We start from the raw sequence: 26,166 nt of genomic DNA on the forward strand, positions 1-26,166 counted from the left end.
ATCGCCAGCTGCATGATTTCCGCATCTGCAATTTCCAGCTTGCGCATGGTCGTCTCTCAAAAGAATGGCCATGCAATCATACATGCTGCAATATTTATGTCGTCGTGTTTAGTTAATTTATTTTAAATCTTCGAAATTCAGATTTTCTGCTGGCTAGATTGTTTTGCCAAACGCAACTGCTTTCTTAATGCCGGTGCAACAGGCGTCAGCGCCCTGTCAGATTTGGTGCTTTGTCAGTTTTCACCGACATCTTTATAGGAAAATCCTTATGTTATGCTAACAAATCTGAGCGACGTGCAGACAACGTCGCAAACGAGCGTGACTGTGACCTACGCTCCCATGTCATGTCGCGCGCGTCGAGTCGACCCGACTGTGAGGCACCAGCGTGTACGGCGCCCAGTGCCTGCGCGCCACGCAGGGCCGCGAGAACGCCAGCAACTATGACCATGTTGATCTTTGGTCAACGACCCAGGCGCTATCAAAGTTCGATGAACGAGTGGATATCCGATGGAAGACCCTGGGACTGGCCGCATTGGTCCCACGCGGCGCACCGATATGGCTTTCCTGTTCCTCTCAATCTCGCTTCGATGGCGGGCTGCACGATATAGGCAGCCAGTTCGCGCTCGCTGCCGCCCAGTTCGGCATGCATTCGCGCAGGCACCGCATCGGTCGGAGCTCGCTGCGCGACGAGCGTCTCGCGCACCGAGCTCCGACACGCACCTGCAAGAGCGCTTCGCTGTTGACAGTGATGTCGCAGCGCAGCCCTCTTTTCACGGTAAATCGTGTCGAGTGCCGCATTGGCCGTGTCCAGACCGGCAATCGATGCTGCGATCACGCAGCATCAGCGCAACCCTATAGCCGGCGACTGTGACGAACAGTGCATCTGGATAATGGTATTTATGAACAGGGCTGTCTTCCTCGGCCCGCTGAGCAGAAAAAAAGCGGCGGACGGATAAGTCCGCCGCCGCAAATCGGAGCACATCAATCAAAAAGATCTACTGCGAGGAGAGGTTCCCGGGTCAGAAGCGGGTGCGTACGCCCGTAGTCAGTTCGAGCTGGTTAGTTGCGCCAAACGTGCTTCCGACCGTATAGCCGCCATGAAGCCTCATGTAGTCGCCCGCCAGATACACTTCAGTACGCTTGGACAGGTGATAGAACGCCGACCAGTACAGCGTTTCCTTGTAACCGTTGTGGAGGCCCGACGTCGGATCGAAAGCGCCGATGTTCGCGTTCGGGATATCGCCGTCACTGTTGTAAGCTGCGTTCTTCACGCGCATCTGCTGATAGCCGAGCTCGTAATCGAACGGACCCTTGGGGGACAGCTTGAGCGATGCCGTCCACGCGTTATCCTGACGCTGACCGAGGCCGCCCTGATTGCCCAGGTAGCGGAAGTAACCCGCATTGGCGCGCAGGATACCGAACGTATAGTTGCCACCCACCGAGAACGACTGGTTTGTAAAGCCGACACGATTCGCGTGGCTATAGAAGCCCGACACGTTGAATGGGCCGCCGTTGTACCCGAGCGCGGCCTGGTAGTTGGCATTGGAGCCGAAACTCGTCGAGTTGCCGAATGCGTAGCCAGCGCTTGCGAAAATACCGTTGTCGAACAGTTTCTTCCATGCCACGCCATTGTTATAACGGGTGCCCGTTGCGCTGGCCGCGTAGAAGATCATCTGCTTGAAGTTATTCGCGTTGGTCCAGCCGCCCTCCTCCGTCGTCAGGCGCGCCGAGCCGTACGGGTCGCCGTAGATCGTCGATGCGTCGCGCGCGATCGTGTTCTGGAACCCTGCCGTGATCTTGCCGAACGTGTCGTTTTCGATGCCCACCCATGCGTCACGGTCGAAAATCTGGCCCGGATCTTCCATCTGGCCGTTGGCGACAACGTATTCGCTTTCAAGCCGGAAAATAATCTTGGAACCGGCACCGATATCTTCCGCACCCTTCAGGCCCCAACGGCTGCCGCTAAACCACGGTTCGCCGCCAATACCCATGCCGATCACATGATCACCGTTCGCATTCGCGTGCGACTGATAGGTCGGTACGCTCAGATCCATCAGGCCGTAAAGCTGGACGCTCGATTGGGCATGCGCGCCGGTCGCAGCAACGGCGCTTGCCGTAACGGCCAAAGCCAGATACTTTTTCTTCAAGATCGTCTCCTCAGATTACTACGTTGAAAAATTTTCGTTTTATCGCGTGGGACGACAGCGGTCTGGATAATCCAGATGACAGCGAAGGTCAACCAATGAGCGTAATCCTAGTTACTTCGATCCTTCAGCCACCTTTCCCGTACCATTTGTACAACTAAGTGTAATTACTGATATCAGAAAATTTACGCAACGGCCGTAGACCGTGTCACTCTGACTCGGCCTGTGGCTCCCGGGTCGGGATCCGGAACTGGCGGATCTTGTGATAGAGCGTCTTGCGCGGCATGCCTAGCGCGGCACTGGCCGCGCTGACATTGCCGTGATGGCGTTGCAGCATTTCTTCGATTAACACGCGTTCGAAGCGCGCGACCTGCTCGGCAAGTGTGCCGGATATCCCCGCCGGATCCGCATCAGAGATGAGCGTGTCGCCCACCAGACCCAGCACGAAGCGGTCCGAGACGTTCTGCAGTTCGCGCACATTGCCCGGCCATTGATGTGCCATCAGTTCGGACACCTGCGAGGCCGAGAGGGTCGGCGCGGCTTGCCCAAAGCGCCGGGCCGCCGCGAGCACAAAGTGCTCGAATAACAACGGGATATCTTCGCGGCGTTCGCGCAACGGCGGCAGGTCGATCTGCGCGACATTCAACCGATAGAGGAAATCCGACCGGAAGCGCCCTTCTTTCGCCAGTTCTGTCAGGTCCGCCTTGGACGCTGCGACGATCCTGCAGTCAACCGGAATTGACTCATTGGCGCCCAACCTTTCGATGTGGCGTTCCTGCAAGACGCGCAGCAGCTTGATCTGCAACGCAACCGGCATGGTTTCGATTTCGTCGAGAAAGAGCGTGCCGCCGTGAGCCCATTCGATCTTGCCAACCCGACTCTTGAGGGCGCCGGTAAAGGCCCCGGCCTCGTGACCGAACAGTTCGCTTTCAAAAAGCTGCTCAGGCAACCCGCCGCAGTTGAGCGCGACAAAGTGACGGTCGCGCCGCTGACCGAAGTCATGCAACCCACGCGCGATCAGTTCCTTGCCGGTCCCCGTCTCGCCCGTGATGAGTACCGAAACAGAGGTATCCGCGAGCCGCAAGATTTTCTTGCGGACTTCGGCAATTGCAGGCGACTTGCCTAGCACCATGGCTTCGATACCGTGCCAGTTATGCAGCGCGTCGCGCAGACCCTCTACTTCGAGCGTAAGGCGCCGTTTCTCAACTGCGCGTGCGACCCGGCTCACGATATGTTCCGACGAAAACGGTTTTTCAATAAAGTCATAGGCGCCGCGGCGCATCGCGCCGACCGCTGTCGAGATGTCCGCATGACCGCTGATCAGCACCACTGGAATCTGCGCATCGACCGCCAGCACACGTTCGAGCAATTGCAGTCCGTCGATGCCCGGCATCCGGACATCGGACACGATCACCACCGGTGCGCCCGGCGCGACCACAGCCAACGCCGCGCTCGCCGATTCATAGGCCTGAACCGGATAGCCAGCCAGCGCAACAGCCTGCTCGACGCCGAGCCGGACGTTCTCGTCGTCTTCGACTACTACAACACGAATCTCATCGCCCATTGGCTGTCCCCTGCACCGTTGCCGCCACAAAATCGATCCTGAACTGCGCGCCACCGCAGGGAAGGTTCGCAGCCGAGATACGGGCGCCGAAACCCTCGACAAGCCGCGATGTGATCGCCAGACCCAGCCCGAGGCCCCGCCCCCGCGGTTTTGTCGTTACAAACGGCTCGAACAGATGAGCCAGCACCTCGGGGGCGATGCCAGTGCCACTATCGGCGATAGTGAACACCACGCGGCCGTACTCGTCCGCCTCGTGCGCATCAATGGTAATCGTACGCCGCGCCTCAGGCGCGACCGCATCAAGTGCGTTGCCAAGCAGGTTGACGATCACCTGCTGCAACTGGCTCGGCTCCGCATACACTGCTGCACCCACAGCAACGTGCTTGTCGAGTTGCACCTGTTCGTCGCGAATCCGTGACTCGTAAATCACGACGGCGTGCTCCACCGCTTCATTCAGCGACACCGGAACCCGTTCGATGCCCGGCCTGCGGGCGAAAGTCTTCAGCTCGCCGGTGAGCAGCGCCATGCCGTCGACCAGGCGCGAAATACGTTCGAGATTGGCGATCGCCGACGCGGGCTGATTGCGCTCAAAAAACGTGCGGGCGTTGTCGGACAGTGTCCTGATTGCGACGAGCGGCTGGTTCAGTTCATGCGTCAACCCCGCTGCCATCTGTCCTAGCACCGCGAGTTTGCCCGCATGCACCAGTTCCTGCTGCGAATCACGTAGTGACTGCTCTGCACTGATGCGTTCGGCGATTTCCTGTTGCATCCTCGCGTTGGTACTGGTCAGCTCAGCGGTGCGTTGCTGCACGGTGACTTCCAGGCGCTCGTTGGCGCCACGCAGGGCATCCTGGGCGTTCAGTTTCTCGGCAATCGCGCGACGACGCTGGATCGCATACAGGCCATAGAGGCCGGCGATCAGGAAAAGCCCGGTGACGAACGCGAATGCGAGGTATTGCTGGTGCCGTGCCGGTGCGACGTCGAGTAGCACGATGATCGAATCGCCCGCTTGTGGCGCCGGGTTCGACAAGGCAAGAAAGCGCCGGTAGCGCCCTGGGTGGGTCCAGTCGGGAAACTGTGCAAACCAGCCGGCCGTGCTCCAGTCGCCAAGCCGCCGATATGGCAGCGGCTCGACCGCTCGGCCCGCGTATTGCCGCGACGCCTGAATCTGCGTCTGCCGCTCGGGCGTAATGGGTCTCAGCGCCATGAATTTCCACGCCGGAACCGTGGAGATAACAATCACGCCATTCGCGTCGACGACCATCGCCGCTTCGGCCGGCACCCTCCATGCGGACTCAAGGGCATCGACGCTGACCTTGACCGCCGCTGCACCGATCGACCCGTCGGCCTCGCGCACCGCACTCGCATAATAAAGACCTGGCACGCCTGTGTTGGTGCCGATGCCGAAAAAGCGCCCCGAGCCATGCGCGAGCGCGTCCTTGAAGTACGGGCGATACGAAACGTTAGTACCAACAAAGCTCAGCGGTTGATCCCAGTTGCTCGCAGCGATCACCGTGCCATGCGGCTCGATCAGGTACACCGCGAGGCTTCCCGCCTCGCGGTTGACCGCGGCCAGATAGGTATCCACCGCGTGCAAAAACGCCGGCTGCGCATCAGTTCGCGCGCGCAACAGCGCATGCACGCTGTCCTGCCGCGCAACGATGCCAGGCACCATTTCGTAGCGGCCCAGTTCGCTTTTCAGGCTCGCGGCGTAGAGATCGAGGCGGTAACTGCCGACCATCGCGATTGCGCTAATTGAGCGCTGCCACGCAAGCTCAATCGCTACGCCAGCCACGCCGGCGTATAGCACCGCTGAGGCCAGCCATCCCCACAGCGGAACACCACACACTCTCACGTGCACGAACGACCTCATTGAAACCTCACAGGCGACTGACGCCGGCCAATTCTCGCAAATCGCCCATCCAGCGTACAGCCCGGCATATACCCCATTCACGGCTGCGGCTGTTCAACACCCTGGCCGCGCCGGCGCGTCATCCAAAGTGCGCAAGCACGATCAGTGTCCCGGTGACGACGATTGCGCCGCCAATGCGCGTGGCAATCTGCGCGAACGGCATCAGTTGCATCCGGTTCGCCGCCGTCAGGATCGCGACGTCGCCGGTGCCCCCCTGACCGCTATGGCACGCGTTCACGATCGCTGTGTCGATGGGGTGCATCTTCAGCCAGAACGCCACCGCAAAGCCGCTGCCCATCAGCGTCACAACCGTTGCCACAATAGTGACGATGTTGGCCAGAGTGAACGCCGCGACCAGTTTGTCCCAAGGCGTCATCGCAACGCCGATCGCAAACAGCAACGGGTAGGTCACCGCTGTCGAAAAGAACTTGTAGACGACAAAGGCGCCCTCCTGCAACGGCGGCGATACCGCCCGCGCGAGTTTGACCAGCACGGCGATGAACAGCATCGCGACGGGAGCCGGCAGGCCGAACAGGTCGCGGCACATCAGCCCCAGCAGATAGAGGGTAATGGCCGTGATGCCGGCTGCCGCGACGTGGGTGATGTCAACGTGTCCAGTGATTTCATCACGCATCGGAGCCATCTCCTCCTGCTCCCCAACCTGGAGACGCCCTTGCCCGGTGAGGTGCGGCAAGCGCTTCCCGAGCATGTCGAGCGCGCCGGACAGGATAATCGCGGTGAGGCTGCCCAGCATCACCGGCGGCAGCACTTGCGCAAACAACTCGCCTTGTGGCAGATGAAGAATTTCTGAGTAGCCAATCGACAGGGGAATCGCGCCTTCACCGACACCGCCCGCCATGATCGGCGCGACGATGAAGAAGAATGTATGGTGCGCGCCGAGTCCTAGCGCGGTTCCAACAGCGGTTCCAACGACCGCAGCGGCGACGGAACCGACCGCGAGCGGAATGAAAATCTTCAGGAAGCCCTGGATCAGTACGCGGCGGTCCATGCTGAGAATGCTGCCGACAATGATCGATGCGATGAACAGGTACAGGAAGTTGGTCGACTTCGTGAAATCCCTCGTCAGCGTAAGGATCGGCTTCGGCAGAAAGTGGTAATAGGCCAGTGCGGACGGAATGAACGTTGCAAAGATCGCAGCCGCGCCGATATTGCGGAACAGCGGCAAGCGCTTGCCGATTTCCGCACACGTGAAGCCGAAAAATGCGAGTACTGCGATCGCCATCGATATCTCGCCAGGCACCTTGCCAGAGATCACAAAGCCGGCGATCAACGCGAACAGCACGACATAGATTGGCAACGGAATGATGCCGATCCGGATTTCCATCAATTTCCACCAGCCTTCCGGCCAGAAGCGGGTTTGGGCTTCGATGACGGGCGCCGGTTCTGGCTGTGACGTGGGGGATGTGCTGTGCACGTTTGTCTCCTGACTGTTCGAGGGCTCTTAACGCAGCGCGATGACGCGTTACGGCTTTCGAGCTGATTAATACGCGTGACCATGCAGCGGATCGCTTGTCCGCTTTAAGGTCGCTTCCGGACGCGGGCCAGGCAGTCCTGATCGAAGGCGTTTGTCGGCCTATAAATGCAAGAGTCGGGCCAGCCGGCATCTATTTCTTCACACCGCTATGTGCCTGTTATCGTTACGGTTTTTTTGACACGTGGCGCAGGACGATTGGCGCCTGGCTCAAAACTCAGAATTCGGCGGGCGGGCAGGCTGAGATCTCAGCCACCGCGAAAAGCAGCGGGAACCGGGATCATCGGCTCGCTGGTGCCGTGACTCGCATGCGCATCACGGATGCCGCACGCACCGGCCTTTTCAATCTGATGCCCGGGATAGCCGCTGTAGCGAGCCTATTTGCATCGATTTGCCCGTCATGGCGGCGCCTGCCGCCTCGTCGATACTGTACTCGTCCGGTCCATCAGACGGTGGCGCGCAACGAAAATCCATCGGCAAATCGTTGTCCTCTGCGAACCTCGCGACGAATTCAAATGCGGCCGGGCAAATCAGCTGAAGATCACTGGAAACCAGAAGGCACTTGACGTCGGCCTGGACGATTGGCATAGCTAACCGTGTGCAGGCGATATGAATACCAGGCCGGCGTTCCCCAACGAACAACGTGATGACGCCGGTCAGCCGTTCAGCCCAGTCGCCGGGCCGGAATGTCTTGCCGCTGAACGTGACGCCCTTGATCAGAAAGTGTTGGGTACCGAAGTGTGCCGTCATATTTCTACAGCCGTTTGCTCGAACGACGGGGCTCGTGTTCCAGGCCGCGCAATCGCGCAGGCAGACCAGCTGAATTGCCGACGGAAGTGCCAGCTAAGTTGCCAGGTGAGGTCATTGCATAGTCTCCGTGAGTGCGACGTCGTGGTCGCGTCGATGTCATTCCAGGCACGGCTCCCCAGTCTCCAAGGCCGTCGGCAGGCAGGGATCACGCAAGGGCCATGCCAGGCGAGCACGCTCATGCACGCCTCTACTCTTTTGATTTTCCGCCGTTTTTTTCGATGTCACCCGGCGAAGCAGGGGTTCAGTCGCAAACTTCGGAATTCGGCCTTCCGGATGTCTGGGATGTCAGCCATTCCGGTTGGCGCACCGCGTGTCTTCCTTTACTGCGCCGGATGGTTAGCATGACCAGCAAGACGACCGGGATAATCAGGACTCCTTCGGCCAGTTCCGGATCGAGAGGGAAATGCAACGTATGTAGCGCCTTGAATCCGGCCGACGTCAGGGAGAGCACGTAGTACGAGATGGCGGCGACAGACAGACCCTCGACCGCGTGTTGTAGCCTCAACTGGCTTCGCGCGGTCTGATTCATGCCTTCCAGTAACCGGGTCGTGTCCTCTTCCTGCGCGAGATTGACGCGCGTGCGCAGCAGATCGACGGCTCTCGCCACCCGTCCAGCGAATTGTTCGTGGCGCGCCCAGATGGCCTTGCACGTCTCCATCGCGGGGGCGAAGCGCCGCTCCATAAATTCCGCGATCGTTGGCACCCCTTCGATGCGTTCTTCGCGCAGTTCATGAATGCGGGCAAGCACGAGTTTTTCATAGGCACGCGACGCGCTGAAGCGGCCGCTCGAGCCTGCCAGCGACTCGATACGCACAGCAAGATGCGTGAGGCGCACCAGCAACTCGGCATCATTGCGGCGCCCCTGACTGATGTCCATGCTGCGCATTAACGGTTGAAGCGCCGACTGCAGTTCGTCGAGGCTTCCGCCAAGTTCGCGGGCAACCGGCAGCGCCAGCAAGGCCATCATCCTGTATGTCTCGATCTCGTAGAGGCGCTGCAGGAGACGTCCGCCCTGCTCCTCCCGAAAGTCATCGTCGATCACGAGAAACCGAGAGAAACCGTCGGGCCGGATGGTCCAGTCGCAGTAAACCTGCCCGCCTCCCAGCACCTTGCTGCCCACCAAGACGGGACCGTCGATCCACTGCCGCACGTTCCGGCGTGCCGCACCGGCTGCGTCGCCTGACACGAGTTCCATCCGGATCGCAACGAACCGTTTGCCTTCAAAACCACGAAACCATTCGGATGGAACGTGTTCCGCCGGCAGGTCGGAGAAGTAGTCCCCGTCATGGCGTTGCGCGACAAACGTGAAGGTCGAGAATTCCGTGTGCCGCTCCCACTTCAGCTGGGTCTCCTCATTCCACTGTACCGAGTAATGCGTCGTTCCGTCGGCGGGAATCGCGAGGCCGGTCAACCGGCATAGCGATCGAAGGAGTGCTTCGTGAATCGAGGGGTCGCCATCGGAATAGATGGCAAAGTGGGTGAGCGCCACCGATCCGCCGATCCGGAGAAACGGCCGCGCGTGCAACTCGCGCGCGAGGCTGGCACGCAGGAAATGGTCCATGGTTGATCTTCTTTGTGATTGTTGTGCGCGTTGTCCGGCAATCAGTACTATCAGGCGCTCACGAAGGCGTGGACAAGCCGGTTGAATACCCCCGGTTTCGCGACGGTCATCCCATGCGATGCGCCGGCAATGGTTTGTTTGTCCGCGTAGTCGATCCAATCCGCCAGTTTTTCAACGTTGTTGCGAAACATGCGAGGGCTCTTTTCTCCCTCGATCAGCAACGTCCTGCATTTCACGTCACGCGCCGCGACGCGTGAGTACGCGGGCAAAGGATCGCAAAACTGCTTCGGCAGAGTGGCGGCGTTGTCGATCGCCATCGTTCGGAAACTGGCGGGACTCTTGCGCCAGAAGCCGGGCATGCTCACCGAGTCGACGAATAGTTCCAGTCCGGTATCAATCGCACCGCTCTCAATTAAATCAGCGACTTTGGCGCGAAGGACATTGGTCGCAGGTGGCAACGAGGCTTCCGACGTCCCATCGATCTGCAACGGCCCGCCCGGATCAGCGAGCGTCAGCGTTTTCACCAGGCGCGGATACTCGCGCGCCACGTGGAATGCGACGCACCCGCCCCGCGAGTGCCCGACCAGATGAACCGGCCCGAGGTCCATTGCCACAATGAACTCGGCGAGTTCCGCGACATGCGTCTTCCAGCCAAATTCTCCTTGAATGCAGGCATCGTCGGCCGGCCAGTAGTGGCTGAGGCTGACCGAAATGCAGAGAAAATGCTTCGAAAGAAAATCGGTTTGACTGCTCCAGTAGCGGTAATCGCAAAGCGATCCGTGCACGAAAACCAGCGGCTCTCCCGAACCGCTGATCACGTAGGGCACGCAGATGCCGGAGGGGACGGTGGCAAAGCACAACTCCGGGACTGAAAGTATTGAAGGGTCGGTTCGCGCGTTCATGCATGGGCTCCTTTCCAGCACTATGCACGACACTGCAATCTAAGAAAATCGCGTAATATTGATAATATCTATCTATTTATCTGATACCAATGAAAGCACTTGACCTGGACGTTCTGACGATGATCGTGGCCGTGGCCGACACGGGGAACATCAGTCGCGCCGCAGAGGTCGTCCATCGCTCGCAATCGGCGGTGAGCATGCAGATCAAGGCGCTCGAAACCGCGCTCGGCAAGCCGCTATTCGTGCGCAAGCCGAGAAGCGTGATCGCGACGCAGGATGGCGAGGTCCTTCTGACGTTCGCGCGGCGTATGCTCGCGCTGCGCGACGAGGCGTGGGCCGCTGTGGTTCGGCCTGACGTAACCGGTCGGGTCGTCATCGGCGTGCCCGACGACTACGCATCGTCACTGCTGCCGTCGATCCTCAAGAAATTTTCCGCTACCTATCCGAAGGTCGAGATTCAGGTTGTCGGACTGCCGAGCGTCGCGCTCGCGCCCATGGTGAAGGACGGATCGGTCGACCTTGTCTGCGGGACGCGCGTCAAGGGCCTCTCGGGAGAATTCATCCGGTTCGAGCCGATGGTCTGGGCCGCGGCGTCCAGCGCGCATGACATCTGGCGCGAAAGGCCGCTACCCATTGCCGTGTTCCTGCCGGGTAGCGTCGCTCGGGAAAACGCGATTCGCAGTCTCGAACGGGCGAAGATCACCTATCGGACCTCTTATGAGAGCCCGAGCCTGATGGGCCTTCTCAGTATGGTCGAGGCGGGACTCGCGGTGGCACCGCTCGCGCAATGTGCGGTTCCCGCTCATTTGACCTTGCTCGGCCATGCGCAGGGCTTGCCCGAAATCGCCGCGCTGGAGGTCGTACTTGCGCGGAGCGCCAAATCGAAGCGGCCACCATGCGACTTTCTTGCCGAAAAGATCATGTCGGAACTGCGGCGTTAGTCGCACGCAGCAGCGTGTCGACACCGTTGCCGTTCAACGCAATCAATAGCGATGCGAACGTGGCATGCCAGGGTGCGCCGGCGCCACGGCTGCGCGCGGATTGCGGGCGCGGCGCCGTGCACGGTCATGCCGCCCTCGTTCGCCCAGATGAGACGCGCGAGGGCTCGCCGTATGTCGCAGGTGTGCCTCTTCACCCCCCTCTGAAACTGACGACGGCGTGGCGTTGCCACCGTCATGGCGAGCCAGGAAAGTATCGCCGGGCTTGATCACGCCCAGCATGGTTTTGAGTCTCTTCATCATGAAACTTCAGTCTCCTTCAAGCTGTGCTCAGCCTTTCCAGTTCGGTGTCGACCAGCAGCTTCTTCAGTTCCGGCACGCAGGACCCGCAGTTGCCACCGGCCTTCAGGCACGCGGTGATCTCCGCCGCAGTCTTGAGCCCTTGCTCACGGATCGCCGTGCAGATCGTATTGCGTCCGACACCGAAACACGAGCAGACGGTGGGCCCCGTATCGACGCCCTTGCCAATCGGCTGGCCGACCAGCAGGCCGGCACGGTCCTCGTCGTCGAGCCGGCCCTTGCCGAACAGGCCCGCGAGCCACGTACGGGATGGCAACGGCAACTCGGGGCGCGCCGATACGAAGACGCAACTCTCGATACGCTCGTCGACCAGATGCACGGCGCGATAGACGCCCGCCGTCCTGTCCTCGTACTCCAGCCAGTCGGCGTGCGGATCGTCGATGCCGAACAGTGCTTGCGCCCAGCCATTGTGATCGGTGAGCGGCTTACGCCCCGCGAGTTCGTAGCGCACGAACTGCGTGCCGTGGACACGCGTCCAGTAGGTCATGCCGTCCAGCACCGGGGCGTGACGGCTCAACGAGAAGCCGTGCCAGGCGACGTCGAACCTGTCGACGCGAACCGGCGTATGTTTGAACTCGGGCTCCCCGGAGACCGGATCGACCTCGGGATTCACCACCGCGCCGACACGCGCGTCGGACGCCACCTGATCGTTCCAGTGGATTGGTACGAACACGCTGCCTCGCGATATGCCACCGCCATGCTGCACACGTGCGACCATCGTGCCCCAACGGCTCGACACGCGCGCGAGTTCTCCTTCCCGCACGCCGCATGACAGCGCGTCCTGCGGATGCAGATCGACGAATGCTTCCGTCACGTGGCCGGCGAGTCTCTCCGACTTGCCCGTGCGGGTCATCGTGTGCCATTGGTCGCGTACCCGGCCGGTATTCAGCGTGAGCGGATACTGGCCGTCCGGTGCGTGGACCGGTGCGCGCGGCAGGGTCGCGACGAAACGCGCCTTGCCGTCTGCGTGCGCATAGCGGCGATCACCGAAGAGACGCGCGGTACCGCACTGCTCTGAGCCGTTCGCCGCGAGTACCGGCCACTGGATGGGCTGCAGCGCGTCGTAACGCTCGCGGCCAAGCGCGACGAGCCCGCCCAGATTGAACACACGCGGCACATCGCCTTCGATGTGCTCATTGCCTGTTTTCCCGTCGCTGTCAGTGGCCTTGCCACTGCTGCCAGCGTCGTTGCGGTAAGCACTCAGCCGCGCATGCTCATCGAAAATTTCATGCGGAGCCGAAAAATCAAAGCCGGCATACCCCATGCGCTGTGCGACGTCGCAGATGATCCGCCAATCCGCGCGTGCTTCGCCCGGTGCCGGCAGGAACGCCCGCTGGCGCGAAATCCTGCGCTCGGAGTTGGTGACGGTGCCGTCTTTCTCGCCCCAGCCGAGCGCCGGCAGCAGAACGTGGGCAAACGCATTGGTGTCCGTACTTTCAACAATGTCGGAGCTGACGACGAGCTCGCAGCGCGCGAGCGCGCGCTTCGCCTGATCGCCGTCCGGCAGGCTCACAACCGGGTTCGTGCCCATTATCCAGACGGCCTTGATCCGGCCTGTCTCGATCGCCTCGAACAACTCGACTGCCTTGAGTCCCGGCCGTTCCGCGATAGCGGGCGAGCCCCAGAAAGTCTGCACGAGTTCGCGATGGCGCGGATTGTCGAGTTCCAGATGTGCCGCCAGCGTGTTCGCGAGGCCGCCCACTTCACGCCCACCCATCGCGTTCGGCTGTCCGGTAAACGAGAACGGTCCCATCCCCGGCTTGCCGATGCGACCTGTCAGCAGATGGCAATTGATGATGCTGTTGACCTTGTCAGTGCCGGAGGTCGACTGGTTCACGCCCTGGGAATAGACCGTCACGACCCGCTCGGTCCGCGCGAAAAGACGATAGAACTCAAGCAGATCGTGTGGGTCGACCTTGCAGGCCTTCGCGCACTGCGTAAGGTCAAAACCGTTCGCCACGTCAGCTGAGGCCGCATCGAGCGCCTGCGCGTAGCCGGTCGTGTGCGCATCGACGAAGCCTGCATCGGTCGTATCGTGTTCCGCGAGAAAACTGAGTAGCCCGTTGAACAGCCGGACGTCGGTGCCGGCCTTCAGCGGCAGATGCAGGTCGGCCATCTCGCAGGTCGCGGTGTAGCGCGGGTCAATCACGACGACCTTCATCTCGGGTCGAGTTTCCTTGATCCTGGCAATCCGCTGGAACAGGATCGGATGGCACCACGCCGTGTTCGATCCGACCAGCACGACCAGGTCCGCGAGTTCGAGGTCTTCGTAGCACACCGGCACGAGGTCTTCGCCGAACGCACGCTTGTGCCCCGAGACAGATGACGACATGCACAGGCGCGAATTGGTGTCGATGTTCGCGCTGCCGACATAACCCTTCATCAGCTTGTTAGCGACGTAGTAGTCCTCCGTCAGCAGTTGTCCCGAGACGTAGAGCGCGACCGCATCCGGGCCGTGCTGATCGATGATCCGGCGAAAGCCGCTGGCGACTGTGTCGAGCGCATCGCTCCACGACACGTCGCGCAACTCGCCGCTGCCCGGCTCGCGCAGCTTCGGATGCAGCAGGCGTCCGTCGAGTCCGACCGTTTCGCCGAGTGCCGAGCCCTTCACGCACAGGCGGCCGGCATTGGCCGGATGGCGTTCGTCGCCGGCAATGTCGGGCTGGCCTGCCGGGCGTGGAGTCGCGCGTACGCCGCAGCCGACGCCGCAATAGGGACAGGTGGTTCGGACCGCGTCACGGCTAGCGTCAGGCGGGTTGGAAATAACGATGGGAAAACTCACGTTCGATTCCGGTTCAGGCGGGCTGCGCCCCGCACAGGGCTTTACCGAACAGCAACTGGCTGCGCAGCGGAGAAATGTCGGTCCGGTTCTGGATCAGCTCGAAGTACCAGGCGCCGTCCTTGACGTCGCCGTACAGGACCGCACCGATCACATGGCTACCCTCGATCACAAGGCGCTTGTAGATGCCGCGTCGCGGATCGCGCAACACGAGGTCTTCACTGTCCGGGCCGCCGGTGAAGTCGCCGGCAGAATAAAGATCGACGCCGGTGACTTTCAGCTTGGTGGCGGTCGCGCGCTGCACGTAACGGCGGTGGCCGGCACCGGCCAGGTGCGCGCCGCAAACACGCGCCTGGTCCCAGATCGGCGCGACGAGGCCGAAGGTCGCCGCGCGATGCTGCACGCATTCGCCGATCGCGTAGACACGCGGATCATAGGTCTGCAACGTGTCATCGACGACGATCGCCCGCTCGCAGTGCAAGCCAGCCTGCTTCGCGAGTTCGATATTCGGGCGCACTCCGGCGGCCATCACAACCAGGTCGGCGGGGATTTCCGTACCGTCGTCAAAACGCACGGCGGTGACACGCTCGGGCCCGACAATTTCGACGGTGCGGGTCTTCAGCAGGAAACGCAAGCCCTTCTTCTCCAGCGTCTGAAGCAGCAGGGCCGAAGCGCTCCTGTCAAGCTGGCGGTCCATCAGGCTGTCGGTGTCGTGCACGACAGTAACCGACATGCCCTGGCGCATGAGTCCGTTCGCAGCCTCCAGCCCGAGCAAACCGCCCCCGATGATCACCGCGTGACGGTGACTGCGCGCGGCGGCGAGCATCGTTTCGACGTCCTGGATGTCGCGAAACGCAATCACCCCCGGCAGCTGGTGACCCGGCACCGGAATGAGAAATGGCTTGGAGCCGGTCGCAATCAGCAGCCGGTCGTAGCTCACCTCGATGCCGCTTTGCGAACGCACGATGCGCCGCTTGCGGTCAATTGCGACCACCGGGTCGCCCGCATGCAGCCGGATACCGTTGTCTGCATACCAGTCACGCGTGTTGAGGATGATGTCGTCGACACGCTTCTCGCCCGCGAGCACCGGCGACAGCAGGATGCGGTTGTAGTTGCCGTACGGCTCGGCGCCGAATACGGTGATGTCATAGAGGTCCGGTGCGAGCTTCAGCAGTTCCTCGACAGTGCGCATGCCGGCCATACCGTTGCCGACCACCACCAGACGCGGACGGGAAGGCGTGGCGGGCGATGCGCCTCCCGAGGTCTGCCCGGCGTATTCATGTCTCATGCGGCGACCCATACCTGACCGCCCTCGACGCGCACCGGGTAGGCGTTGACGGAATGCTCGGGCGCCTCGAGGCACTCGCCGGTGCGCAGATCGAAGTGATGCTTGTAGATCGGCGAGGCCACCACGATGCGCTCACCGAGGTTGCCGACCAGTCCGCGCGAGAGCACCGCTGCCTGCGAACCCGGATCGAAGTTGTCGATCGCGAACACGCTGCCGTCACCGTGCGCGACGTGAAACACCGCGACCTGCCCGCCGTTGACGAGCGCACAGACGCCCGTATCCGGAACAATGTCGTCGAGCGCACACACTGGCATCCACGATTGCAGAAGTCGATCGTTGTTCATGTTGGTCTCCTCAGGGTAGGTGGCGTGGAGGATCAGGCGGTCTCGACGACCACGGGAATCGGGAATTCCTTCGCTTGCCGCTCGGCGGGCGTCGCGGGCCGGATCTGGCCGCGCTCTCCCACAAACGTAACGGTGCTGTCGGCCTTTTCGCTGTTGACGAAATGACGGAAGCGTTTGCGTGTTTCAGGGTCGGTGACGGCTTTCTTCCACTCGTCTTCGTAGCTGTCGACCACCTGCTGCATTTCGACTTCGAGCTCCGCGGCCACGCCCAGGTGATCGTTGACGACCACGTCGACCAGATACTCGAGGCCACCTTCGAGGTTGTCGCGCCACACGCTGGTGCGTTGCAGACGGTCGGCCGTACGCACGTAAAACATCAGGAAGCGGTCGATGTAGCGCACCAAGGTCTCTTGATCGAGGTCGGACGCGAGCAGTTCCGCGTGGCGCGGCTTCATACCGCCGTTGCCGCATACGTAGAGATTCCAGCCCTTCTCGGTGGCGATGATGCCGACGTCCTTGCCCTGTGCTTCCGCGCATTCGCGGGTGCAGCCCGATACGCCGAACTTGATCTTGTGCGGCGTGCGCAGGCCCTTGTAGCGGTTTTCGAGTTCGACCGCGAGGCCTACTGAATCGCCGACACCATAGCGGCACCACGTCGAGCCCACGCACGACTTCACCGTGCGCAGCGACTTGCCGTACGCATGGCCCGATTCGAAACCGGCCGCGATCAGTTCTTCCCAGACGAACGGGAGCTGCTCGACGCGTGCGCCGAACATATCGACTCGCTGACCGCCGGTGATCTTCGTGTAGAGCCCGTATTTCTTCGCAACCTCGCCGACCGCGATCAGGCCGTCAGGCGTCACCTCGCCGCCCGGCATGCGTGGCACGACTGAATACGTGCCGTCGCGCTGGATGTTGGCGAGGTAGTAGTCGTTGGTGTCCTGCAGCGATGCGTGCTCTTTCTTCAGCACGAATTCGTTCCAGCACGACGCGAGGATGCTCGCAACTGCTGGCTTGCAGATGTCGCAGCCAAGGCCATGACCATGCTTCGCGAGCAATTCGCCGAAGCTGCGCACGGCTTCGACACGAACGATGTGATACAGCTCCTGGCGCGAATACGGGAAGTGTTCGCACAGGTGGTTGTTGACCGCGAGCCCCTGCTTCTTCATCTCGGCCTTCATCACCTGGGTGACGAGCGGCACGCAGCCGCCGCACGAGGTGCCGGCCTGGGTCGCGCATTTGAGCGAACCGATATCGGTCGCGCCCGCACACACCGCGGCGCACAGATCGCCTTTGGAGACGTTGTTGCACGAGCAGATCTGCGCGGCCCCGGGCAGCGTGTCGACCCCGAGGCCGGGTTTGGCCTTGCCGTCGCTTTGCGGCAGGATCAGGAATTCCGGTGCTTCGGGCAGCTCGATGCGATTCAGCATCATCTGCAGCAGCGTGCCGTATTCGCTCGCATCGCCCACCATCACGGCGCCGAGCAATCGCTTGCCGCACTCCGACACCACCATCTTCTTGTAGACCTGCTTGCGTTCGTCGCTGAACTGGTATGTGCGGCTGCCCGGCGTCTTGCCGTGCGCGTCGCCAATGCTCGCGACATCCACACCCATCAGCTTGAGCTTTGTGCTCATGTCCGCGCCGCTGAAACCGGCCTGATCGCCAAGCAATTGCTTCGCTGTGACGCGTGCCATGTCATACCCTGGCGCCACGAGGCCATACACCATGCCGTTCCACGCCGCGCATTCGCCGATCGCATAGATGTCCGGATCGCTCGTGCGGCAGGTGTCGTCGATCGCAATACCGCCGCGCGGGCCCAGTTCCAGTCCGCAGTCACGCGCAATCTCGTCGCGCGGACGGATACCCGCGGAGAACACGATCATGTCGGTGTCGAGATGCGTGCCGTCGGCGAACTGCATCCGGTGGGTGCCCGCTTCGCCGTCGACAATGGCGAGCGTGTGCCTGGCCGTATGGACCTGTACGCCCAGCTCCTCGATCCTGCTGCGCAGAACCCGTCCGCCGCCGTCGTCGACCTGCACCGCCATCAGGCGCGGGGCGAACTCGACGACGTGCGCAGCCAGTCCCATATCGTGCAGCGCCTTCGCGCATTCAAGCCCCAGCAGGCCGCCGCCTACCACCACCCCCGACTTCGCCCGCGCGCCGCATGCCTGCATCGCCTCGAGATCTTCGATGGTGCGATAGACAAAGCAGTCCTCACGATCGCTGCCCGCCATCGGCGGAATAAACGGCGAGGAACCGGTGGCGAGTACCAGTTTGTCGTAGGAAAGCGTCTCACCGGTCGAGATGCTTACCGTGTGGGCCTCCCGGTCGATCGACACCGCCTTTGCGTTGAGCCTGAGCAGCACGTTCTCACGATCGAAAAAACCAGGCTTCACGAGCGACAGGTCTTCCGCGGATTTGCCGGAAAAGAATTCGGACAGATGTACGCGGTCATAGGCGGGACGAGGCTCCTCGCACAGCACGGTGATGTGCAGCGCGGCGCTCGCGTCGTCCACAAGACACTCAAGAAGCTTATGCCCCACCATCCCGTGACCGATGACGACCACGTTCATGACTGGAGTCCCATCCGTTTCCAATTCGATTTCCAACGCGGTTCGCGGCATAATTTTCGTCCGGCAAATAAAAAGGCGTCCCGCGGATCCAGTCATCAGGTGACTGAATTCAGGGGACGCCGTTGTCCAAAAAACCGTAATCTGGGGATTGACTTCTGCTGCAAGCGGGCCGGACCGCCATTGGTCCTCCGCGCATACTTACGCAAAGGCCGTGCCATGCGTCAAATCGGCCGCAGTAGCCTCAGCCACGGGCGACACCAGATTCCAGCACCAGTCTGGGGCGCAGCAGGAAGATGTGTTTTGATGCAGCAAAGCACAAGACTGGTGCGGTGCGGCACATCATCCGTGCGGCGAGCCCGACGAGGGGCGCCGGCTTCAGCCTTGCTCCTCCAAATGGATTAGTCTGCAAACCAGACGTTTTTCGCCCTGTGCTGCGTACCTTGCTGCTGCGACATTCGGCCGCCGGCGCGGCCTCGCGACGCACGGCCACGGTTGGCTCGTGCGGATGACGCCGCGCTGGGACTTGCGCTGCTGACCGCGCAGGCACTGTCTGGCGTGGATATTGCATTATCGATACGCGCGGCAACGCTGCCGACGCACCGAATCACACCGCAGGTGATGCCTGATGTGCAACCTGCAGCACAAGCAATGCACCTCAGGACAACGGCGTCCCCTCGTACAACACGACGAGCGGACGCCGTTTGCATTTGGCGCAGCGCTCGTCCAACTGACCGTTTCAGGACGGGTAAGGAAATCACCATGGTAACCGGCAAGGTCACTTTACTCAGCGCGGGTCCGGGTGACCTGGATCTGCTTACGATCAGGGCAGCGAAGCTGCTGGCAAGCGCCGACGTCGTACTGCTCGACGATCTCGTCAATCCCGGGATTGTTGCACTTGCGCCGCAGGCGCGCGTGATTCGGGTCGGCAAGCGCGGCGGTTGCAGGTCGACCCCACAGGCGTTCATTCAGCGCCTGATCCTGCGCTACGCGCGCGCTGGACGGCACGTGGTACGCGTGAAAGGCGGCGACGCGCTGCTGTTTGGCCGTGCCGGCGAAGAACTGACGGATTTACAGCGCGCGCAGATTCCATTCGAAATCGTCAACGGCGTATCGTCCGGGTTTGCGGCGGCGGCGGGTCTCGGCATTTCGCTGACGCATCGCGACCACTGCCAGGGAGTGACGTTCGTCACCGCACATTTACGCGATCACAGCGAACCCGACTGGGCCGCACTGGCCGCCACCGGCACGACGCTCGTGATCTACATGGGCATGAGCCGCATCGAGAGCCTGTGTGCCGCGCTGATGGCGACGCTGCCCGGCTGCACGCCCGCTGCGGTGGTGCAATCCGCAGGCAGCGCTTCAGAGCGGCATGTACTGGGGACGCTCGACACGATTGCCGCGAGCGCGCTTTCGGCCGGGCTCGGCAGCCCTGCTGTGATCCTCGTCGGCCAGGCGATCGGCGAGGCCACTGTGCTGGCGGCATACCCGTCAGGTGAGAAGAGATTCGATGCGGTGGCGTCGCCTTCGCATTCTGCTCATGCACCGCACGACATGTACGATGCGGTGCGCTGTAGTGCATGAGCGAGGTGCCAACGGCTTAAGTGTATTAGCCCGGACTTGATCTGACAGGTAATCTGGAAACGAAGTAACGAAGCCGATCGGTGAGGGATCAGTTTCTCCCTGGCAAGATCAAGGGAGTCGAGAAACGTGCGCCTGGAATGACACCTTCCCAGCATGATCCCGATACTGGCTTTCCTGAATCTCCGGCGACGACGCCGGTGTCTACAATCGAACCGCCCGCGATCCGAGCCGCGGGCGCACATTTACGTCTTGCATAAAAGGATCTTGCGAGTACCCGTGCTGCGACCTTTGACTGCGGTCTGTATGCGAAGGCCGTGTCGTCAACTTGCAATGCCGTTGGTGCCGGTGCCAGCCAGCGCGTGCTCGCGTAGCGCCGCTTCGCGTGCCTTGTGTTCGCTACTGAAGCGCACGGCCAGCGCGCATAACGCGGACAGCGTGACGAGCATGCCGAGCATCGCCAACGTCTGCTGGACGCTGCCGACGCCTTTCATCAGGAAACCGGCCGCCACGGCACCGACATTGCCACCAGCGCCAATCACACCCGCAACGCCGCCGAGCGCCTTGCGGTCAATGAACGGCACCAGCGCGTAGGTCGCGCCGCAAGCCATGTGCGTGAACAGGCCGAAGACCAGCATGGCGATCACGGCCAGTGCGATGCTGTCCGCGTGAGCAAAGCCCATGAGGCCCAGCCCTTCGCCAACGATCAGCACGAACAGCAAGGTCGCGCGGACATCGAGACCTCGACGCGCGGCAGCCTTGTCCGAGAGCCACCCGCCCAATGCGCGGGCAAACAGTGCGAGCAGGCCGAAGCTGCCGGCGGCCATACCTGCCGCCTTCAGCGACAGATGGAAATGATCGACGTAATAGATTGCGGCGACGTTGTGAATGAAAACCTCGACGCCGAAACACGCCGCGTAGGTGGTGAACAGCATCCAGACGCGATAGTTCGCGCAGGCCGCCCGGAAGCTCGCCCAACCGCCCTTCTTACCGCCTTCGATCGCGATTCCGCGCGAGCGCAGTTCCGCAAAGTTTCCTTGCGGGCAATCCTGCGTGAAGCGCCAGTAAAAAATCGCCATGACGGGCATCGCAAGGCCCGGCACCATGAGCGCAAGGCGCCATGCCGACGACTGTGCTGCGCCGAGCGCCATGACCGCCGCCAGCAGCAGCGGCACGAGTGCCTGCGCAGCGCCTGCCCCGGTGTTGCCCCAGCCGGCCGTCGCCGCGTTGGCGGTGCCGACCACATTCGGCGCGAACATCATCGAGGTGTGATACTGGCTGATGACAAAGCAGGCGCCGACCGCGCCGATGCACAAGCGGCATAGCAGGAAACTTTCGTAGCTAGTGGAGAGCGCGGCACCGAGCACCGGAAATACGCCCGCGAGCATCAGGCCACAATAGATCCTGCGCGGCCCGTAACGGTCGCACAGCGGACCGATCAAGAGACGCACGAGGATCGTGACGGCAACCGCCGCGATGTTGATATTGGCGACCTGGTCGACTGAAAGCCCGAATTCGCTCTTGATCAACGGCATCAATGGCGCACAGGCAAACCACGCAAAGAAGCAGACGAAGAACGCCATCCACGTCAGATGGAAAGCGCGCATCGGTGGCGTGCGCAGGCTGAAGAGTTGGATGCGAGTGGCTTTGTCCGTCATCGTCGTTCCGGAAAAAAAGAAAAAGCGTCCCGCGAGCCCAGTCAGATGACCGGATTCGGGGGACGCCGTTGTCCAAAAGTCTATTGCGAGGTTGTTGCTACTGATTCAAATGAAGATAGGTCGCCTTTGCCCTATGCGGGCTATATATGCATATGCCGTGCCATACCTCGGAATTCGGCGTCCGGCGCGCCAGGCCGCGGGGGAAAGCCGTGCCACGTGACGCGCCCTGTCCGCGGCGCGAGCTATTCCGACTGGTCAGGCACGCTGATGGTGCAGCACAGCACCGCTCCAGTGCGGAGGGAAAAGTGGTGGCGCACGGTCGACCAGCACGACGCCCGGTTCGATATCCTGCTACAGAAGCGCCGCGACAAGGTTGCCGCCGAACGCTTCTTCAAGCCCCTACTACGTGCCTCCGATGTTGAGGAGCATCGCAAGATCGCGACGGACCAACCCCATAGCTATCCGGCGAGGAAAGCTGCGGTTCCCGGACTTGCGAACGCGAAGCACGTGTTCGTCAAAGCGGCCGCTCGTGTCGGGTGACACAGAAAGTGAAGACTGTGCCAAGTAAGAGCCCAGTTCAAAAAGCCGACTCCGCTCGTTTGAATATGTTCCAGCAGACGAGCGAGCAAGCGAATTTGAGGAATGCTTCGTGAATGTCGCTACGTCGATCGAAGCGAATGCGAAGTCGACGGAAATTGTGGAGCCACGAGTGAGTCCGTTCTACCACCCAGCGGAATTGGCCCAGGCCACTGCCATGTTCAGTTCGACGCCGCGCGATCACTGGCGTGATGCCTCGATCACGCAGGCGCTGGCGATGGGTGTCGGAGTCGTAACCGCGATCGGCGTAAATGACTTTGGGCTTGCGCAGTGGTCGGCCACGCATGCCGCGGATCGGTGGGATGGCATCGACCAACGGCAGCAGCTGGGTGACGTCGTTACGGTTTGCGCCGGTCAGTATCGCGCTGACCGGTACCCCGTTGGCGTCTACGAGGATGTGGTGCTTCGAACCTGGGCGCGCGCGATCCGTGGGGTTCGGCCCAGTTTTTCGCCCGCCCCAACGGCTCGTACCGACGATGAATCGACGGCGGCATATGAGAGGTCCAGTTGTCCGGATTCGCGCAACCGGTCGAGCAGCAATGCATGCAGCCTGTTCCAGACGCCTGCCTTCTGCCATGCATCCAGACGACGCCAGCAGGTCGCTCCCGAGCCAAACCCTAGTTCGGTCGGCAAGTGGTTCCAGCGCATCCCGGTGCGTAACACGAACAGGACGCCATTGAGCGCAGCGCGCTCCGACACACGAGGTCGGCCGCGGCGCTCGTTGTTTCGACGCTTCGGCTTTGGCAGTAACGGTTCGATCAGTGTCCACGATTCGTCGTCAATGATCGGCGCTTGCATCCCCTCGGTCTCCGTTGTCTGGACGGCTGAGGTTAACATCGCGCCGCGAAAGTTAACAGCCCCCTCACAGGGTTTTTTTGAACTGGCCTCTAAGTGAAAGAGTGCCGCCGAAGACAGTGAAAAAATCAGCAGCTGCTGAAAAATCCAACGCTCGGAATTCTCGGGCGTTGTCTTTGGTTGGTAGTCCGAAAGCTCAGGGATTGCGCCGGTCGAAGTCGACCCATTTCAGCCGATCGACCCACTGCCACAGTCGTCTGATCTCCGTTCAACATGAGACGCTCATAGATCAAGCGCTCTCATTCGGCTCGGCACACTGGACACTTACTGGCACGATCTGCACCCCGGCTACAGCAACTTGCGACGCTCCAGCTCCTCTGATAATGACGCTGCGCCGGTGAACACGTGCCCGTGAAGACCTGCATTGATTGCACCCTCCACATTTACCTCAAGGTCGTCAATAAACAGGGTCTCGGCTGCGCTAACACCGAGGGCATCAAGGCAGCGAAGATATGTATGAGCTGCCGGCTTGGCCGCACCGAATGAGGCCGATGCGTATACATGAGGGACAAAGAGTTCAACCACCGCAGGATTGAGATACTGGATGTTTTCGGTCACCAGTCGACAATTGTTGGTTAGAACGGCTACGCGGTATTGCGCGGACAGTTTGCTAACAAGCGCGAGCACTTCGAAATTGGGTGACATCGATGCGCGGCGTGCAGCCAGCCAATCGTCGCGCGTGGCGTGACAACCCAGGATTTCTCCTATCGCCGTCAGATACTCTTCGTCGCTTATCAAGCCGGCGTCTGCACTAGCTTCCAACCCGGATTCCCAAATGGCCTCACGGACAGTTTCATATGTTCGACCTGATACCACTGAGAAGTGATGGACCCGTGCCGACCGGTCTTAGTGAGACAGGACGTCGCCCATATCGAACAGGACAAGAGATATCGACGCTGTCATTCGGTAAGTTTGTGCGCTAAACGCAAAAATTAAAGCGCCATTTGGCAATGCGCCTCCGGATGGCTGGCGCTCGTATTGTGCGTTGGTGAATCACGAGTTCGACAGGTACCGTTGATCATTCCCGGATCTGGACAGCTGTTGCAAACGGTCGAAACGGGGAGCCTTGTGCCCCACCATCGGACGATGTTTGCTCCGACCGCACTTGTCGCGCGTTCACTCACATTCGTCGTTTGACCTGTTGTCCGACGGGCTGTCCGGCCCTTTACCCCGAGCTTTCATCACTCGACGCAGCGTGGCTCCGATCTGACCGGCGATGTCTCGGATCGACGAGCGCATGTACCAGGGCCACCACGCCAGGTGATAGAACCACACGAACACCGCGCGATACCCGCGGAGCCACTTCCGACGGATACCGGTTGAAGGAAAGCTCTCAAGGGAGCGGTGTCCGAGCGCCATCACGCCGATCGTCATCCAGACAACCGCCACCACGAAAGTGGGAAGGGACAGCAAGCACGCCGCAATAAACAACGCGAGCGGCAGGCAGAGGATAATTAGCGAGCGATTTTTCATGTCGTTTTCGCGCCAGCATAATCATTACGATTTTTCAGCTTATAGCATTTCGCGTGGTGCAACCGACCAGGTTTTCTGTCATTTTTGAACCGCTAAGTGCGGATGTTCCTGGGTGGGCTATTCTGCACGTTGAAAACCCAAGCTGATTCACCCCAACTCTATACACACAAGCATCACCTCGTAGACTGAAGAGCATGAAAGATCGATCCACAATCGTATGCGTACGCGATGGCAAGGTGCTTCTGGTCGCCCGCGCGCGCTCACGATGGTCGCTTCCCGGCGGCACGATAAAACGGTCCGAGTCGCCGCTGGACGCCGCCCTGCGCGAACTGGAAGAAGAGACTTCGCTCGCTGGAATGGAACTTACGTACCTGTTCCAGTTTGGCGGCCTCAGCAAACACCACCACGTTTTCCGCGCCGATATTCGTCAGGGCGCGTCCGCCGAAGCGCGTAGCGAAATTTCGCGTTGCCGGTGGTTCAACCCGGGCAAAATCTCAACGCTCGTCACGAGCATACCGACCCGGGAAATCGTCCAACTTTTCTGCACGCACGAAAATCGTGCCGCGGTGCCGCCGGCGGTCATAGAAAAACCGGATGAACTCGCTCATCGGACGGCCCAGCCTGTTGTCAACTTTGCTGGCACGGCTTCGCAGCAGACTTAACACATCGCTATCAAAGAAAGATTGTGATAGGCAATAGCGAGTTGTTGTCGCGCCTCGTCCTGGCAGCGCTACTCGGAAGCGTCATCGGCTTTGAGCGCGAAAGATTGAATTGGGCGGCCGGTTTGCGCACGCACATGCTTGTATGCGTCGGCTCGTCTTTGATCATGCTGGTATCAGCCTATGGATTTGCCGATGTGCTGGGCAAAAAGAACGTCGTCCTCGATCCTTCCCGGGTTGCCGCGCAGGTAGTGTCAGGCATCGGTTTCCTGGGCGCAGGGTCGATCCTGTTGCGGGGGAGATCGTGCGTGGGCTGACAACTGCCGCGAGTCTCTGGTCCGTGGCGGGAATCGGTCTGGCAGTCGGCGGAGGGATGTACACGGCTGCCATCGGCTCGACGATCATTATTCTGATTATTCTCGTCGGTGTGAAGCCGCTGGAACGTCGCTTTATTTCGGTCAAACAACAGCGCAAGACGACCCTGCTGGTCGGACGCGGCAGTGTATCCCTTGACAGTGTTCACAACGCCCTGGGAACGGGAAGTGTCCGGGTGAAGCGGTTCATCGTCTGTTTACGCCGACCGAAAATTCAGCCACATGTAGGGATCGCGCCGACTGAAAACTGAGCCGGGCAATCAACCTATCCTGCTAGTTTTTCAGGCAGGGTGTTTGGGGATGAT

The 26,166-nt window shown here is 61.0% G+C and carries 19 protein-coding genes and 3 pseudogenes; 5 read left to right on the forward strand and 17 right to left on the reverse strand.

Annotated features, from left to right (window positions below):
* Positions 1 to 478: 478 nt before the first annotated feature.
* From KHO33_RS40095 to KHO33_RS40130, 8 genes are all read right to left on the reverse strand, one after another.
* Positions 479 to 835: a hypothetical protein gene (locus KHO33_RS40095; RefSeq protein ID WP_200568209.1), complete on the reverse strand. Its 357-nt coding sequence runs from the start codon at positions 833 to 835 to the stop codon at positions 479 to 481.
* A 184-nt stretch (positions 836 to 1,019) separates the two neighbouring features.
* Positions 1,020 to 2,147, reverse strand: coding sequence for a porin (locus tag KHO33_RS40100; protein ID WP_200568208.1), 1,128 nt, complete (start codon positions 2,145 to 2,147; stop codon positions 1,020 to 1,022).
* Between the two features lie 205 nt (positions 2,148 to 2,352).
* A complete protein-coding gene (locus tag KHO33_RS40105; protein WP_200568207.1) occupies positions 2,353 to 3,708 on the reverse strand; it encodes a sigma-54-dependent transcriptional regulator in 1,356 nt (451 codons plus the stop codon).
* Entirely contained in the window at positions 3,698 to 5,581 is a 1,884-nt protein-coding gene (locus KHO33_RS40110; RefSeq protein ID WP_200568206.1) for an ATP-binding protein, read from the reverse strand. Before KHO33_RS40110 ends, KHO33_RS40105 begins: the two co-directional genes overlap by 11 nt.
* Positions 5,582 to 5,699: 118 nt before the next feature.
* Entirely contained in the window at positions 5,700 to 7,055 is a 1,356-nt protein-coding gene (locus KHO33_RS40115) for a 2-hydroxycarboxylate transporter family protein (RefSeq protein ID WP_328822834.1), read from the reverse strand.
* A gap of 399 nt (positions 7,056 to 7,454) precedes the next feature.
* Positions 7,455 to 7,862 carry a DUF3579 domain-containing protein gene (locus tag KHO33_RS40120; protein WP_200568205.1) on the reverse strand — a complete coding sequence of 136 codons (408 nt, stop codon included), beginning with the start codon at positions 7,860 to 7,862 and terminating at the stop codon, positions 7,455 to 7,457.
* A 301-nt stretch (positions 7,863 to 8,163) separates the two neighbouring features.
* Positions 8,164 to 9,483, reverse strand: coding sequence for a DUF3422 family protein (locus tag KHO33_RS40125; protein WP_200568204.1), 1,320 nt, complete (start codon positions 9,481 to 9,483; stop codon positions 8,164 to 8,166).
* A 50-nt stretch (positions 9,484 to 9,533) separates the two neighbouring features.
* The gene (locus KHO33_RS40130; RefSeq protein WP_200568203.1) at positions 9,534 to 10,385 is read right to left on the reverse strand and encodes an alpha/beta fold hydrolase; all 852 of its coding nucleotides are present in this window, start codon (positions 10,383 to 10,385) and stop codon (positions 9,534 to 9,536) included.
* 89 nt (positions 10,386 to 10,474) lie between these two features.
* Here KHO33_RS40130 and KHO33_RS40135 point away from each other — a divergent pair, with 89 nt between their 5' ends.
* Positions 10,475 to 11,326: a LysR substrate-binding domain-containing protein gene (locus KHO33_RS40135; RefSeq protein ID WP_200568202.1), complete on the forward strand. Its 852-nt coding sequence runs from the start codon at positions 10,475 to 10,477 to the stop codon at positions 11,324 to 11,326.
* Between the two features lie 42 nt (positions 11,327 to 11,368).
* Here KHO33_RS40135 and KHO33_RS40140 read toward each other — a convergent pair whose 3' ends face one another.
* Genes KHO33_RS40140 through nirB form a run of 5 tightly spaced genes read right to left on the reverse strand, consistent with a single transcriptional unit; the run spans position 11,369 to position 18,667 of the window.
* A complete protein-coding gene (locus KHO33_RS40140) occupies positions 11,369 to 11,626 on the reverse strand; it encodes a hypothetical protein (protein WP_200568201.1) in 258 nt (85 codons plus the stop codon).
* 16 nt (positions 11,627 to 11,642) lie between these two features.
* Entirely contained in the window at positions 11,643 to 14,465 is a 2,823-nt protein-coding gene (locus tag KHO33_RS40145; RefSeq protein WP_200568200.1) for a nitrate reductase, read from the reverse strand.
* Positions 14,466 to 14,478: 13 nt separating this feature from the next.
* Positions 14,479 to 15,750 (reverse strand): NAD(P)/FAD-dependent oxidoreductase, encoded by a 1,272-nt coding sequence (locus KHO33_RS40150; RefSeq protein WP_200568199.1) that lies wholly within the window; start codon positions 15,748 to 15,750, stop codon positions 14,479 to 14,481.
* Positions 15,747 to 16,094, reverse strand: coding sequence for a nitrite reductase small subunit NirD (nirD, locus tag KHO33_RS40155; protein WP_200568198.1), 348 nt, complete (start codon positions 16,092 to 16,094; stop codon positions 15,747 to 15,749). The genes KHO33_RS40150 and nirD overlap by 4 nt, the downstream gene beginning before the upstream one ends.
* A gap of 32 nt (positions 16,095 to 16,126) precedes the next feature.
* Positions 16,127 to 18,667: a nitrite reductase large subunit NirB gene (nirB, locus tag KHO33_RS40160; protein ID WP_200568197.1), complete on the reverse strand. Its 2,541-nt coding sequence runs from the start codon at positions 18,665 to 18,667 to the stop codon at positions 16,127 to 16,129.
* 759 nt (positions 18,668 to 19,426) lie between these two features.
* On the opposite strand from nirB, the gene cobA reads away from it, so the two are divergent.
* Positions 19,427 to 20,248, forward strand: coding sequence for a uroporphyrinogen-III C-methyltransferase (gene cobA / locus KHO33_RS40165; protein WP_200568196.1), 822 nt, complete (start codon positions 19,427 to 19,429; stop codon positions 20,246 to 20,248).
* Between the two features lie 320 nt (positions 20,249 to 20,568).
* On the opposite strand, the gene KHO33_RS40170 is transcribed toward cobA, so the two are convergent.
* The gene (locus KHO33_RS40170; protein ID WP_200568195.1) at positions 20,569 to 21,903 is read right to left on the reverse strand and encodes an MFS transporter; all 1,335 of its coding nucleotides are present in this window, start codon (positions 21,901 to 21,903) and stop codon (positions 20,569 to 20,571) included.
* A gap of 309 nt (positions 21,904 to 22,212) precedes the next feature.
* Between KHO33_RS40170 and KHO33_RS40175 the strand changes: the two are divergent.
* A pseudogene (locus KHO33_RS40175) lies at positions 22,213 to 22,437 on the forward strand (DDE-type integrase/transposase/recombinase); the annotation flags it as partial.
* 43 nt (positions 22,438 to 22,480) lie between these two features.
* On the opposite strand, the gene KHO33_RS40180 reads toward KHO33_RS40175, so the two are convergent.
* From KHO33_RS40180 to KHO33_RS40190, 3 genes and pseudogenes are all read right to left on the reverse strand, one after another.
* Positions 22,481 to 23,298, reverse strand: a protein-coding gene (locus KHO33_RS40180; protein ID WP_200568193.1) for an IS5 family transposase whose coding sequence is annotated in 2 segments (ribosomal slippage) — positions 22,481 to 22,950 and positions 22,950 to 23,298 — 819 coding nt in all. Because the reading frame shifts where the segments join, the coding sequence is not laid out codon by codon here.
* Positions 23,299 to 23,643: 345 nt separating this feature from the next.
* A pseudogene (locus tag KHO33_RS40185) lies at positions 23,644 to 24,258 on the reverse strand (HAD family hydrolase).
* Between the two features lie 213 nt (positions 24,259 to 24,471).
* Positions 24,472 to 24,828 (reverse strand): hypothetical protein, encoded by a 357-nt coding sequence (locus KHO33_RS40190; RefSeq protein ID WP_200568192.1) that lies wholly within the window; start codon positions 24,826 to 24,828, stop codon positions 24,472 to 24,474.
* 194 nt (positions 24,829 to 25,022) lie between these two features.
* Here KHO33_RS40190 and KHO33_RS40195 point away from each other — a divergent pair, with 194 nt between their 5' ends.
* Positions 25,023 to 25,490, forward strand: coding sequence for an NUDIX hydrolase (locus KHO33_RS40195; protein ID WP_200568191.1), 468 nt, complete (start codon positions 25,023 to 25,025; stop codon positions 25,488 to 25,490).
* 23 nt (positions 25,491 to 25,513) lie between these two features.
* Positions 25,514 to 26,055 (forward strand): annotated as a pseudogene (locus KHO33_RS40200) (MgtC/SapB family protein); the annotation flags it as partial.
* Between the last annotated feature and the right edge of the window lie 111 nt (positions 26,056 to 26,166).

The sequence above is a fragment of the Paraburkholderia nemoris genome (genome assembly GCF_905221015.1).
Taxonomy (GTDB): Bacteria; Pseudomonadota; Gammaproteobacteria; order Burkholderiales; family Burkholderiaceae; genus Paraburkholderia; species Paraburkholderia nemoris.

Coding starts and splice junctions, on each gene's coding strand:
- KHO33_RS40105 (WP_200568207.1), bottom strand. CDS start 3,708: ATGGGCGATGAGATTCGTGTTGTAGTAGTCGAAGACGACGAGAACGTC.
- KHO33_RS40110 (WP_200568206.1), bottom strand. CDS start 5,581: ATGAGGTCGTTCGTGCACGTGAGAGTGTGTGGTGTTCCGCTGTGGGGA.
- KHO33_RS40120 (WP_200568205.1), bottom strand. CDS start 7,862: ATGACGGCACACTTCGGTACCCAACACTTTCTGATCAAGGGCGTCACG.
- KHO33_RS40125 (WP_200568204.1), bottom strand. CDS start 9,483: ATGGACCATTTCCTGCGTGCCAGCCTCGCGCGCGAGTTGCACGCGCGG.
- KHO33_RS40130 (WP_200568203.1), bottom strand. CDS start 10,385: ATGAACGCGCGAACCGACCCTTCAATACTTTCAGTCCCGGAGTTGTGC.
- KHO33_RS40135 (WP_200568202.1), top strand. CDS start 10,475: ATGAAAGCACTTGACCTGGACGTTCTGACGATGATCGTGGCCGTGGCC.
- KHO33_RS40140 (WP_200568201.1), bottom strand. CDS start 11,626: ATGATGAAGAGACTCAAAACCATGCTGGGCGTGATCAAGCCCGGCGAT.
- KHO33_RS40150 (WP_200568199.1), bottom strand. CDS start 15,750: ATGAGACATGAATACGCCGGGCAGACCTCGGGAGGCGCATCGCCCGCC.
- nirD (WP_200568198.1), bottom strand. CDS start 16,094: ATGAACAACGATCGACTTCTGCAATCGTGGATGCCAGTGTGTGCGCTC.
- nirB (WP_200568197.1), bottom strand. CDS start 18,667: ATGAACGTGGTCGTCATCGGTCACGGGATGGTGGGGCATAAGCTTCTT.
- cobA (WP_200568196.1), top strand. CDS start 19,427: ATGGTAACCGGCAAGGTCACTTTACTCAGCGCGGGTCCGGGTGACCTG.
- KHO33_RS40170 (WP_200568195.1), bottom strand. CDS start 21,903: ATGACGGACAAAGCCACTCGCATCCAACTCTTCAGCCTGCGCACGCCA.
- KHO33_RS40190 (WP_200568192.1), bottom strand. CDS start 24,828: ATGAAAAATCGCTCGCTAATTATCCTCTGCCTGCCGCTCGCGTTGTTT.
- KHO33_RS40195 (WP_200568191.1), top strand. CDS start 25,023: ATGAAAGATCGATCCACAATCGTATGCGTACGCGATGGCAAGGTGCTT.